The 12228-nt window shown below is 65.0% G+C and carries 11 protein-coding genes; 10 read left to right on the forward strand and 1 reads right to left on the reverse strand.

The annotated features are described in order from the left end of the window. Positions 1 to 167 precede the first annotated feature (167 nt). From EIP75_RS12360 to nagZ, 10 genes are all read left to right on the forward strand, one after another. Positions 168 to 1697, forward strand: coding sequence for a DegQ family serine endoprotease (locus tag EIP75_RS12360; protein ID WP_125243560.1), 1530 nt, complete (start codon positions 168 to 170; stop codon positions 1695 to 1697). A gap of 394 nt (positions 1698 to 2091) precedes the next feature. Continuing rightward, on the forward strand, positions 2092 to 3900 hold the full coding sequence (gene lepA, locus EIP75_RS12365) for a translation elongation factor 4 (protein ID WP_125243561.1): 1809 nt from the start codon (positions 2092 to 2094) through the stop codon (positions 3898 to 3900). Next, on the forward strand, positions 3900 to 4871 hold the full coding sequence (gene lepB, locus EIP75_RS12370; protein ID WP_125243562.1) for a signal peptidase I: 972 nt from the start codon (positions 3900 to 3902) through the stop codon (positions 4869 to 4871). The genes lepA and lepB overlap by 1 nt, the downstream gene beginning before the upstream one ends. 17 nt (positions 4872 to 4888) lie before the next feature. Beyond that, positions 4889 to 5266: a DUF4845 domain-containing protein gene (locus EIP75_RS12375; protein WP_233584825.1), complete on the forward strand. Its 378-nt coding sequence runs from the start codon at positions 4889 to 4891 to the stop codon at positions 5264 to 5266. A 71-nt stretch (positions 5267 to 5337) separates the two neighbouring features. After that, positions 5338 to 6003: a ribonuclease III gene (rnc, locus tag EIP75_RS12380; protein WP_233584839.1), complete on the forward strand. Its 666-nt coding sequence runs from the start codon at positions 5338 to 5340 to the stop codon at positions 6001 to 6003. Positions 6004 to 6074: 71 nt separating this feature from the next. Then, entirely contained in the window at positions 6075 to 7097 is a 1023-nt protein-coding gene (gene era / locus EIP75_RS12385; protein ID WP_125243564.1) for a GTPase Era, read from the forward strand. After that, entirely contained in the window at positions 7094 to 7858 is a 765-nt protein-coding gene (gene recO / locus EIP75_RS12390) for a DNA repair protein RecO (protein WP_125243565.1), read from the forward strand. Before era ends, recO begins: the two co-directional genes overlap by 4 nt. After that, on the forward strand, positions 7855 to 8676 hold the full coding sequence (locus tag EIP75_RS12395) for a pyridoxine 5'-phosphate synthase (RefSeq protein ID WP_125243566.1): 822 nt from the start codon (positions 7855 to 7857) through the stop codon (positions 8674 to 8676). Before recO ends, EIP75_RS12395 begins: the two co-directional genes overlap by 4 nt. Further along, positions 8673 to 9071, forward strand: coding sequence for a holo-ACP synthase (acpS, locus tag EIP75_RS12400; RefSeq protein ID WP_125243567.1), 399 nt, complete (start codon positions 8673 to 8675; stop codon positions 9069 to 9071). Before EIP75_RS12395 ends, acpS begins: the two co-directional genes overlap by 4 nt. Before the next feature lie 33 nt (positions 9072 to 9104). Further along, positions 9105 to 10226 (forward strand): beta-N-acetylhexosaminidase, encoded by a 1122-nt coding sequence (gene nagZ, locus EIP75_RS12405; protein WP_125243568.1) that lies wholly within the window; start codon positions 9105 to 9107, stop codon positions 10224 to 10226. Here the strand turns inward: nagZ and EIP75_RS12410 are convergent, their stop codons facing one another. Next, entirely contained in the window at positions 10227 to 12107 is a 1881-nt protein-coding gene (locus EIP75_RS12410; protein WP_125243569.1) for an AMP-dependent synthetase/ligase, read from the reverse strand. Positions 12108 to 12228: the final 121 nt, after the last annotated feature.

The raw sequence follows: 12228 nt of genomic DNA on the forward strand, positions 1-12228 counted from the left end.
GCATGAGCAAGCTACCTTCACGGCCTGTTTACCTGCTGCGACGATATCCGAGTCGTGCAAGCCCTGAACTGTCGGTCACACTCCTGTCCCAGATATTTTTCTGTCCTTCACGTCATCCATTGATCAACCTTCGAGGCCTCTCGTCCATGACCTTGTCGATTTCTTCCATGCTGCTGCGTTCACAGTTCCCTCTGTCGCGCATGGGCGCCATGATGTCGCTGGCCAGTGTGCTGGTGGGCGCCGCATTGCTGCCCTTGCCGGCGCAGGCTCAGCAGGCCCCCGTGGCCGCAGCTCAGCCCGCCCCGATCGTGCGTGGCCTGCCCGACTTCACCGAACTGGTCGACAAGGTCAGCCCCTCTGTCGTCAACATCCGCACCACGCAGCGCGTGCAGGTGGGGGGGCAGGGCGAGGAGATGGACGAGCAGATGCAGGAGTTCTTCCGCCGCTTCTTCGGCATGCCCATGCCGGGCCAGCCCGTGCCCAAGCAGAACAGGCCCAAGGGCAAGGGCGGCAAGGAAGCCGAGCCGCAAAGTGAAGAGCGTCCGCGCGGCGTGGGCTCCGGCTTCATCCTCACGGCCGATGGGTTCGTGATGACCAACGCCCATGTGGTCGATGGTGCCGATGATGTGTACGTCACCTTGACGGATCAGCGCGAGCTCAAGGCCAAGGTCGTGGGCATCGACAAGCGCACCGATGTTGCGGTCGTCAAGATCGATGCCTCCAACCTGCCGGCCGTGCGTGTGGGCGATGTGAGCAAGCTCAAGGTGGGTGAATGGGTGATGGCTATCGGGTCGCCCTTCGGTCTGGAGAACACCGTCACAGCCGGCATCGTGAGCGCCAAGGCGCGCGACACCGGTGAAGAGATCCGCTTCATTCAGACGGATGTGGCCGTGAACCCCGGCAACTCCGGCGGGCCGCTGATCAACATGCGCGGCGAGGTCGTCGGCATCAATTCGCAGATACTCAGTCGCTCGGGCGGCTTCATGGGCATCTCATTCTCGATCCCCATCGACGATGCGCTGCGCGTGGCTGACCAACTGCGGGCCAGTGGCAAGGTGGTGCGTGGCCGCATCGGCGTGGCCATCGAGCCTGTGAGCAAGGAAGTGGCCGACTCGCTCGGGCTGGCCAAGCCTCAGGGCGCGGTGGTGCGCATGGTCGATCCGGGTGGTCCGGCCGACAAGGCAGGTGTCGAGGCCGGTGACATCATCACGCGCTTCAACGGCGTGGTAGTGGACAAGGCGGGCGATCTGCCGCGTCTGGTGGGTGTCACGAAGCCCGGCACGAAGGCCACGCTGCAGGTGTTCCGCCGCGGTGCCTACAAGGATCTGCCGGTCAATGTGGTTGAGCTTGATGACAAGCCCAAGCAGCAGGCTGCGGCGGGGTCATCCGGCACGCCAGGCAAGACCGAAGGCAAGCTGGCCGCATCGGCCCTGGGCCTGGAGCTGTCCAGCCTGACTGCGGAGCAGAAGCGCGAGCTCAAGATCAACAGCGGCGTGCTGGTGGTCGATGCTGACGGGCCTGCCCAGCGCGCCGGTCTGCGTGAGGGTGACGTGATCTTGGCCATTGCCAACGTGCAGGTGGCGGACGTGAAGCAGTTCGAAGCCGTACTTGGCAAGGTGGACCGCAGCCGCCCTGTGAGCGTGCTGGTGCGCCGTGGCGAGTGGGCCCAGTACGCGGTGATCAGGCCCAACAACTGAGCTGCCCGACAAGGCTAAGAGCCGCCGGGGCGACCCTGATGTCGTCCTGGTTTTTTGCTTTGTGAAAAAACCAACATTTTTTCAGGTTGGCGCAACGCGTCATCAGACCCCGGTGCCATGTTGATAAGTTGGAGCGGATGGCGAGGTGCCCGCGAAGCCGTTCCCGAGGGATTCGCTACAATCCACCCCCGACGCGAAACTTGGCCTGATTTATTCACAAAGCCCTGTGGATAAGCTGTGCAAAAATGTGCTGTGGGCGGTCGCCAACGACCCCGTGACCCCGGTCTGGAGGGGCTTGCCGGGGATGCTTTTGGCTACAATGAAAGCCCAACAAGCAGTTGCCATACGTTTTTGTTGGAAGGCGCGTCATCCGTTTCGACGTGCCTTTTTTTTTATGAATCACATCCGTAATTTCTCCATCATTGCCCACATCGATCACGGCAAATCCACCCTGGCTGATCGCATCATCCAGCGCTGTGGCGGGCTCAGTGATCGAGAGATGGAGGCCCAGGTTCTCGACTCGATGGACATCGAGCGCGAACGTGGCATCACCATCAAGGCCCAGACTGCCGCGCTGCAGTACAAGGCCAAGGATGGCCAGATCTACAACCTCAACCTGATCGACACCCCGGGGCATGTGGACTTCTCTTATGAAGTGAGCCGTTCGCTGTCCGCCTGCGAGGGCGCGCTGCTGGTGGTCGATGCCAGCCAGGGCGTCGAAGCCCAGACCGTGGCCAACTGCTACACCGCGCTGGAACTCGGCGTGGAGGTGATCCCGGTCCTCAACAAGATGGACCTGCCGCAGGCCGACCCCGAGCAGGCCAAGGCCGAGATCGAAGACGTCATCGGCATCGATGCCACCGACGCCATCCCTTGCTCCGCCAAGACCGGCATGGGCATCGACGACATTCTGGAAGCCGTGGTGGCACGCATGCCTCCGCCCCAGGGCAACCCGGATGGCCCACCCCGCGCCATGATCATCGACGCCTGGTTCGACAACTACGTCGGCGTGGTGATGCTGGTGCGCATGATCGATGGCAAGCTCAACAAGGGTGAGCGCATCCGCATGATGGCAACCAACACGGTCTACCCGATCGAGCACCTTGGCGTGTTCACGCCCAAGAATGAGAACCGCAACAGCCTGAATGCTGGCGAGGTGGGTTTCATCATCGCGGGCATCAAAGAGCTGGCTGCGGCCAAGGTGGGCGACACCGTCACCCTTGAAAAGAAGATGCCCAACAACGCGGGCCCGGCCACCGAGGCGCTGCCCGGGTTCAAGGAGATACAGCCGCAGGTGTTTGCAGGGCTGTATCCCACCGAGGCGAGCGAGTACGACCAGCTGCGCGATGCGCTGGAGAAGCTCAAGCTCAACGACAGCTCGCTACGCTATGAGCCCGAGGTGTCGCAGGCACTGGGCTTCGGCTTTCGCTGCGGCTTCCTGGGCCTGCTGCACATGGAGATCGTGCAGGAGCGCCTGGAGCGCGAGTTCGACCAGGACCTGGTGACCACCGCGCCCAGCGTGGTCTATGAGGTGGAGATGAACGACGGCGAGGTGCTGGAGGTCGAGAACCCTTCCAAGATGCCGGATGTCGGCCGCTTCCGCGAGATCCGCGAGCCCATCGTCACGGTGCACCTGTACATGCCGCAGGATTATGTGGGCGTGGTGATGACGCTGGCCAATCAGAAGCGTGGCGTGCAGCTGAACATGGCCTACCACGGCAAGCAGGTCATGCTGACCTATGAGCTGCCGCTGGCCGAGATCGTGCTCGACTTCTTCGACAAGCTCAAGTCGGTGTCGCGCGGTTATGCGTCGATGGACTACGAGTTCAAGGAGTACCGCGCGTCCGACGTGGTGAAGGTGGACATCCTGATCAACGGCGAGAAGGTCGATCCGTTGTCCATGATCGTGCACCGAGGCCAGAGCCAGTACCGTGGCCGTGCCGTGGCCGCCAAGATGCGCGAGCAGATCCCGCGTCAGATGTACGACGTGGCCATCCAGGCGGCCATCGGCGCCAACATCATCGCGCGGGAGAACATCAAGGCGCTGCGCAAGAACGTGCTGGCAAAATGCTATGGTGGCGACGTCAGCCGCAAGCGCAAGCTGCTCGAAAAACAAAAGGCCGGTAAAAAGCGCATGAAGCAGATCGGCTCGGTCGAGGTGCCTCAAGAAGCGTTCCTGGCCATCCTACAAGTGGACGATTGATGAGTTTGATCACTGGTGTGTTGTACGCGGCGCTGATCGCGTACCTGGGGGGCTGGTACCTGGGGCAATGGCAGGGCAATTTCGCCTTGCTGCTCTTCATCCTCACGATGGTGACGCTGGTGTACTGGCTGGCCGAGCGCTACAAGTTCCGCCCGGCCCGCGAGGCCGCGGCCGCCAGGCTGCTGGAGCAGGACCAGGCCCGCCGTGGCCAACTGGCCTCGCAAGGCATCTCGCAGGTCGATGGCAACGTGGAAGAAGCCCGTGCCAGGCTGCTGATGCAGCCCTGGTGGCTGGACTGGACTGCTGGGCTGTTCCCGGTGATCTGCGCCGTGTTCCTGATGCGCTCCTTCCTGTTCGAGCCTTTCAAGATCCCGTCGGGTTCGATGATCCCGACGCTGCTGGTGGGTGACCTGATTTTGGTCAACAAATTCCACTACGGCATTCGCCTGCCTGTGATCAACAAGAAGGTGGTCGACAACCACAACCCCGAGCGCGGGGATGTGATCGTGTTCCGCTTCCCGGTGAACCCGAGCATCGACTACATCAAGCGTGTGGTGGCGGTACCTGGCGATGAGGTGTCCTACATCAACAAGAAGCTCTACATCAACGGCAAGCTGATCGAGCAGATGCCGCTGGCAGAGTTCTACGATGAAGACAGCATGCGCTACACCTTGCAGTACTCCGAGAAGCTGGGCGCGGCCGAGCATCGGATCCTGGTCGACAAGGACCGTCCGGGCTACATTCCCGAGCGTGCCATCGAGCAGTTTCCTCACCGAGAGATGTGCCGTTACAGCGGGGAAGGCGTGACCTGCAAAGTGCCTCAGGGCTACTTCTACGCCATGGGCGACAACCGCGACAATTCCCAGGATTCGCGCTACTGGGGCTTCGTACCCGAAGAGAACATCGTGGGCAAGGCCTTCGTGGTCTGGATGAACTTCGGCGATTTCAAGCGCATCGGCTTCTTCAATTGAGTTTCATGGAGGCGAGGATGAAACCTGTGATTCGATCGAATGCGATGGCTCGCCGCCAGCGCGGCATCACGCTGTTCGGTCTGCTGTTCTGGGCCGTGATCGTGGGCGCCGTGGCGGTGGTGCTGATGAAGCTGTTCCCAGCCATCAATGAGTACCGGACCATCCAGAGCGTGGTCAACGCGGTGGCCAAGAGCGGTGCCAGCAGCGTGCCGGAGGTGCGTACTGCGTTCGACCAGCGCAGTTCGGTGGAGTACGGTATCGAATCGATCACGAGCCGCGACCTCGAAATCACCAAGGACAACGATCAGATCGTCATTCGTTTTGCCTACGACAAGGAGATCGAGCTGATCGATCCAGTGTTCCTGGTGATCAAGTTCAAGGGCCACTCACGGTGACAAGGCGCGGGGCCGCCGGGTCGCCGCCGTCCCCGTCACACGGTTCCGCGTCTGCCCACCCACTCAATGCACTGCAGGAGCGGCTGGGCCACCAGTTCGCCGACTCGGGCCTGCTCCGTCGTGCGCTGACGCACAAGAGCTTCGGGGCGGAGCAGAACGAGCGCCTGGAGTTTCTGGGTGATTCGGTGCTCAACCTGGCGGTGTCCGACCTGCTGTACCGCCAGTTCGCCCGCAACGACGAGGGCGATCTGACCAGAGTCCGTGCCCACCTGGTGCGCCAGGACACCCTGCACAAGTTGGCCCTGACGCTGCACCTGCCCGAGGTGCTGCGCATGAGCGAAGGCGAGGCCAAAGGCGGTGGTGCGCAGCGCCCCTCCATCCTGGCCGACGCCCTGGAGGCCATCATCGGTGCTGTCTACCTGGACAGCGGCTTCGACGCGGCCCGCGCCCTGGTGCTGCGCCTGTTCGAGCCGCTGGTGGCCGAAACCACCTCCGAGGTCTGGCGCAAGGACGCCAAGACCGCCTTGCAGGAATGGCTTCAAGGGCGCAAACTGCCTTTGCCCAGCTACCGCATCGAGGCCACCAAGGGCAAGGCCCATGCACAGGTGTTCGTGGTGGTGTGCGAGCTGACCACTCAAGGATGGTCCGTGAGCGGCGAGGGCGCCTCGCGCCGTGCGGCCGAGCAGGTGGCCGCCCAGCTCGCCCTGGATCGCCTGCTGGCCGAAGGCGCCGCCTGAGGTTTTCTGCGCATGGCCTGGCGCCAGAGCCGTTTCTGTTTTTCTTGAATTTCGCATTGCCCCCATTGCCCATGTCCACGCCTGAACACGACATCCCCGACGACACTCCTGATCTCGACGCCATGCTCGCTGGGCTGGCCCTGGCCAAGACGGGGCAGGGTGCGGGGCAGGTGCCTGCGTCGGAGCAGCGCTGTGGCCTGGTGGCCATCGTGGGGCGCCCCAATGTGGGCAAGTCCACGCTGATGAACGCGCTGGTGGGCCAGAAGGTGTCCATCACCTCGAAGAAGGCGCAGACCACGCGGCACCGCATCACCGGCATCCGCACCGACGGCGACAGCCAGTTCGTGTTCATCGACACGCCGGGTTTCCAGACGCGTCATACCGTCAAGGGCACGGCCGCACTCAACCGCAACCTCAACAAGACGGTGCAGTCCACGTTGTCGGATGTGGACGTGGTGCTGTTTTTGGTGGAGGCTGGTCGCTTCGGGCCGGACGATGCCAAGGTGCTGGCCCTGATGCCCAAGGACAAGCCCGTTTTCCTGGTGGCCAACAAGCTGGACGCAGTCAAGCAGCGGTCCGACCTGCTGCCCTGGCTGCAGCAGATGCAGACGCACCATGCCTTTGCCGAGTTCGTGCCTTTGTCGGCGCACAAGCTCGATGATGTGCGCCGCCTGGCCGGTATCGTGCGGCCCTACCTGCCGCAGCAGGCATGGTGGTACGACGAAGAGGCCCTGACCGACCGCACCGACCGCTTCCTGGCCAGCGAGATCATCCGCGAGAAGCTGTTCCGACTGACGGGTGATGAACTGCCCTACACCTCGACCGTGGTGATCGACACCTACACCGAAGAGCCGTCCGATCGGCCCGAGGGCCGGGCGCTGCTGCGCATCGCCGCGTCCATCGTCGTCGAACGCGATTCGCACAAGGGCATGGTCATCGGCGACAAGGGTGATCGCCTCAAGCGCATCGGCACCGAGGCCCGCACCGAGCTGGAGCGCCTGCTCGATACCAAGGTGTTCCTCGAGATCTGGGTGAAGGTCCGCTCTGGTTGGGCCGATGACGAGGCGCGCCTGCGCACCTACGGTTACGAGTGAAGGTTCGCGCCGCCACCGCGGCCTTCGTGCTGCACAGCCATGACTGGAGCGAGTCCAGCCTGATCCTGGACCTGTTCACGCGCGCGCATGGGCGTGTGGTGGCGGTGGCCAAGGGGGCCAAGCGGCCTTACTCGCAACTGCGGCCCGTGCTGCTGCCGTTTCAGCGGCTGTCGGTGACTTTCGGTGCCAAGCAGGGGCAGGACGTGGAGGTGTGGCTGCTGCGGCAGGCCGAGTGGGCCGGCGGGCCTGCCTGGCCTGGCGGTGCGGCCATGCTGCCGGGCTTCTACGCCAATGAGCTGCTGATGCGCCTGCTACCGCGCCATGACCACCTGCCGCGCCTGTTCGATGCTTATGCGGAGCTGTTGCCTGCGCTGACCTTACCGGGCACCCTGCACGCTGCCTTGCGTGCGTTCGAGCTGATGGTGTTGCGCCAGCTGGGCCATCTGCCGGACCTGTCTCTGCACAGCGCCAGCGGCGGGCCGGTGCATGACGACGTGCTCTACACCCTGCACCCAGAACTGGGCGTGGCCGAGGCGCAGGGCGAGGATGCTGCCTTGCCGGGCTGGCTGATGCGCCAACTTGAGTCGGTGCTGGGTCCGGCCTTCGATCCTGATTCCGACGGGCTGCCCGAGCCGCTGCTTCAGGCCTGTAGCCTGGGATCGTCCGACCTGCGCACGGTGTTGCGCGGCGTCCTTCACTATCATGTAGGGCCGCAGCCGCTGCGCACGCGGCAATTGATGATGGATCTGCAGCAGACATGAGCCTTTCACCCTTGCAATGGACCGACACCCACGCCGCGCTGCTGGGGGTCAACATCGACCATGTGGCCACGGTGCGCAATGCGCGCGGTGGGGTCTACCCCGATCCGGTGGCGCTGGCCCAGGTGGCGGTGGAGGCGGGCGCCGACATCATCACCTTCCACCTGCGTGAAGACCGCCGCCACATCCGTGACGACGATGTCGTGCGCCTGAAAGAGCACATCAAGGCGCCGCTGAACTTCGAGGCGGCCGTGACGGACGAAATGGTGGCGCTGATCGAGCGCACCCGCCCTGAGCACGTGTGCCTGGTACCAGAGCGCCGCCAGGAGATCACCACCGAAGGCGGGCTGGACGTGCGCGGCCAGCTGGCTCGGGTGAAGGACGCCTGTGGCCGCCTGGCCGCCGCGGGTAGCCGCGTGTCCCTCTTCATCGGTGCAGACCGGGATCAGATCGATGCCGCCGCGGAGGCGGGCGCGCCTTGCGTGGAACTGCACACCGGCGCCCTGGCCAATGCCTGGTGGGCCCAGGATGACGCGGCCGTGCAGGCCGAGCTGGACCGCCTGGTGCGGGGCCTGCGCCACGCCGGCTCGCTGGGGCTGCGCACGCACGCAGGCCATGGCCTGGCCTTGAGCGACACGGGCCCCGCCTTGCCGTGGCTGCCGCCTGCCGCGCGCACCAGCAGCGCCGCCCTGGTGGCGGCCCTGCCCGAGGTGCTGGAGCTGCACATCGGCCACGCCCTGATCGGTCATGCCCTGATGGTGGGCCTGCGCCAGGCCATTGGTGACTTCAAGGCCGAGATCGTGCGGAGCCGCCGGCCATGATCGTGGGCATAGGCACCGACCTGTGCGACATCCGCCGCATCCAGGCGACGCTCACCCGCAAGGGCGAGCGCTTTGCCGAGAAGGTGCTGGGCCCTGAAGAGTTGCTGGTGTACCGCCAGCGCACGGCACGGGTGCCAGCCCGCGGCCTGCGCTACCTGGCCACGCGCTTCGCCGCCAAGGAGGCGTTCTCCAAGGCCATCGGCCTGGGCATGCGCTGGCCCATGACCTGGCGCCATGTGCAGGTGCTCAACGCCGCCAGTGGCCGCCCTGAAATCTCACTGCGAGGGGACTTGCTGCCCTGGTTCGACGCCCGGGGCTGGAAGGCCCATGTCACCGTCACCGACGAGGTGGACCATGCACTGGCCTTTGTCGTCGTTGAAACGCTCGCGCCCTGAACCTCCTCCAAGAACAACACCGAACGATCACCCATGGCCAAGAAGACCCCTGCTGCTCACCTTGCTTCGACCGCGCAAGAATCCGTTTTCCACGCGCCTGTGGTGCTCGACATCGAAGGCCTCAGCCTCAATGACGACGACCGCCGTCGCTTGCGCCACCCGCTCACGGGCGGGTTGATCCTGTTCGGGCGCAACTGGCAGAGCCGGGCCCAGGTCACGGCCCTGTGCGCTGAGATCAAGTCCATCCGCCCGGATGTGCTGATCTGCGTGGACCATGAAGGCGGTCGCGTGCAGCGTTTCCGTACCGATGGTTTCACGCACCTGCCGCCCATGCGCGCCTTGGGCGAGATCTGGATGAACGATGGCAAGCAGCCCCCGGGCCATGGCGCGATGGCGGCCATGGACGCGGCCAGTGCCTGCGGCTATGTGCTGGCGGCCGAGCTGCGCGCCTGTGGCGTGGACCTGAGCTTCACGCCCGTGCTCGACCTGGACTGGGGCGGCAGCACCGTCATTGGCGACCGCGCCTTCCACGGGGATGCCCGCGTGGCCACCACCCTGGCCCGCGCCGTGATGCAGGGCCTGCTGCACGCCGGCATGGCCAATTGCGGCAAGCATTTCCCTGGCCACGGTTTCGTCCAGGCCGATTCGCACGTGGAGATCCCGGTCGACAAGCGCAGCCTCAAGGCCATCCTGGCCGATGACGCCAAGCCCTACGAATGGCTGAGCACGGTGCTGACCAGCGTGATGCCCGCCCATGTGATCTACCCCAAGGTGGACAGCCAGCCTGCGGGCTTCTCCAGCCGCTGGCTGCAGGAGATCCTGCGTGCACGCCTGGGCTTCACCGGCGCCATTTTCAGCGATGACCTGAGCATGGAAGGCGCCAGCGTGGCCGGCAGCCACACACAAGGTGCTGTTGCGGCGCTCAATGCCGGATGCGATCTGGTGCTGCTGTGCAACCAGTCGCTCAAGGGCGGTGTGGCGGTGGATGCGCTGCTGGATGGCCTGCAGGCTGCACAGGCCCAGGGCGAGTGGGCGCCCAGCCCCGACAGCGAGGCACGCCGCCTGGACCTGCTGCCCCAGACCGCCCCCATGCCCTGGGACGACCTGATGCTGCACGCGCCTTACCAGCAGGCGCTGGCCAAGCTGCCGGCCTGATCAGGCTGGCCGGTCTGCGGCGGCGCTGGCGTACAGGCCGTCGATCACGCTGGCATGGCGGTCGATCACCACCTTGCGCTTGACCTTCATGGTGGCCGTGAGTTCGCCGCCTTCGATGGTGAAGGCCTGGCGCAGCACCGCGAACTTGCGGATGTGCGCCACACGGGCCTGCTGCTCGTTGACATGGTCCACGGCCTGCTGCAGCGCCTTCAGCACCGCGGGGTGTTCGTGCAGGTCGACATTGCCAGGCAGGCCTTGCGCCTGGGCAAAGGCGCTGAGCGCGGCGTTGTCCAGCGTGATCAGAGCGGTCAGGAAGTGCCGACCATCGCCACAGGCCACGGCATGCTCCACCAGCGGCGTGTCCATCAGCGCGGCCTCGATGTTGCCGGGCGAAACGTTCTTGCCGCCCGAGGTGATGATCAGGTCCTTCTTGCGTCCGGTGATGAAGAGGTAGCCCTGGGCATCGATGTGGCCCAGGTCGCCGCTGCGCAGCCATTCGCCCTCCAGTGCCTCGCGGGTGGCCTCGGGCTGACCGCCATAGCCCTGGAAGATGTGCGGGCCGCGGATCAGCACCTCACCATCGTCGGCGATGCGGATCTGCGTGCCGGGCAGGGCCTTGCCGACCGAGCCCAGGCGGGTCTGGCCTTCCAGGCTGAGGGTGGACGGGCCGCAGGCTTCGGATTGCCCGTACAGCTCGCGCACGACCAGGTCCAGCCCGGTGAAGAAACGCAGCTTGTCGGGTGCGATGGGGGCGGCGCCTGAGATGAGCAGGCGTGCCTGATCAAAGCCCAGCGCGGTCTTGACCTTGTCGTGCACCAGGCGGCTGGCCAGGCGCTTCTGCAGCCTCAATGAGAAGCCCGGTGTATGGCCCTCCAGCACCTGCGCATGCCACTCGCGACCCACGCCCAGGGCCCAGCGTGCCATCACGGCCTTGAAGCCTGTGGCCTGCTTGAGCTTGTCCTCAATGGCGGCCTGCATCTTCTCCCACACGCGCGGCACGCCGAAGAAGATGGTCGGGTGGACCTCCTTGAGGTGGTCGCCCAGCTCTTCCATGGTGCGCGCGAAATACACCGTGAAACCGCTGCAGGCCTGGTTGTGCAGGCAGCCCAGCTGTTCGGCGATGTGGGCAAAGGGCAGGTAGGACAGCACCCTGTCATGCTCGGTGGCGGCGACGGTGTGGCGCAAGGTGGCGGCTGTCCACGACAGGTTGCCGTGCGTGAGCACCACGGCCTTCGAGGGGCCGGTGGTGCCTGAGGTGTAGATCAGCGAGCCGGTGTCTTCGGCCCGGATCGCCGCCAGACGGAGGTCGAGTTCGGCATCCAGGCTGCTGCCCTGGCCGCGGGCCATGAAGGCCTCCCAGCCAAGGGTGCCGGCGGGCGCAGGCCCTTGCAGCTTCATCAGCGCGACATGCTGCAGGCTGGGCACGCGTTCACGGCAGGCCAGGGCCTTGGTCAGCCGTTCCTCGTTGTCGACCAACAGCACGGGCGCGCCGGAGTGGCTCAGCACGTGTTCGATGTCCTTGGTGGAGCTGGTCCAGTAGATGCCGGCGGGCAGGGCGCCGATGGCCATGGCCGCAAAGGCCATCACGGCCCACTCCGGGCGGTTGAAGCCCAGGATGGCCACCGCCTGACCGGGCTGAACGCCCAGGCTCAGCAGGGCGCGGGCGGCTTGGCGCACCTCCTGGGCGTAATCCTGCCAACTGGTGGCTTGCCAGCCTTGTGCCTCGCGCACGAAGTAGGCGGGGTGCTTGCCGAGCCTTTCGGCAGTTTGCAGCAGCCGGAGCGGCGCCGGAACGAAGCCATCCGGGACCGACCGCAGTGTGCGGGCGGGAGGGGGCGATCCGGGTTCTGTTTGCGTTGTCGCGAGAGAGGGCAGCGCCATGCGGTTTCTCCTGTGCCTGTGGGCTGGGCGAAGGCACGCCGCACCAGCCTGTCATCGGGGTGGCTTCATTAGACGCATGGCTGACGTTAACGTCAACATGCTATCGCATAGGTAAAACCCT

This window comes from Aquabacterium soli (assembly GCF_003933735.1).
GTDB lineage: Bacteria > Pseudomonadota > Gammaproteobacteria > Burkholderiales > Burkholderiaceae_C > Aquabacterium > Aquabacterium soli.

Bases quoted from the DNA above. Each gene is read 5' to 3' on its own strand.
- EIP75_RS12360 (WP_125243560.1), top strand. From the start codon at position 168: ATGCTGCTGCGTTCACAGTTCCCTCTGTCGCGCATGGGCGCCATGATG.
- era (WP_125243564.1), top strand. From the start codon at position 6,075: ATGTCCACGCCTGAACACGACATCCCCGACGACACTCCTGATCTCGAC.
- nagZ (WP_125243568.1), top strand. From the start codon at position 9,105: ATGGCCAAGAAGACCCCTGCTGCTCACCTTGCTTCGACCGCGCAAGAA.
- lepA (WP_125243561.1), top strand. From the start codon at position 2,092: ATGAATCACATCCGTAATTTCTCCATCATTGCCCACATCGATCACGGC.
- EIP75_RS12395 (WP_125243566.1), top strand. From the start codon at position 7,855: ATGAGCCTTTCACCCTTGCAATGGACCGACACCCACGCCGCGCTGCTG.
- EIP75_RS12375 (WP_233584825.1), top strand. From the start codon at position 4,889: ATGAAACCTGTGATTCGATCGAATGCGATGGCTCGCCGCCAGCGCGGC.
- acpS (WP_125243567.1), top strand. From the start codon at position 8,673: ATGATCGTGGGCATAGGCACCGACCTGTGCGACATCCGCCGCATCCAG.
- lepB (WP_125243562.1), top strand. From the start codon at position 3,900: ATGAGTTTGATCACTGGTGTGTTGTACGCGGCGCTGATCGCGTACCTG.
- EIP75_RS12410 (WP_125243569.1), bottom strand. From the start codon at position 12,107: ATGGCGCTGCCCTCTCTCGCGACAACGCAAACAGAACCCGGATCGCCC.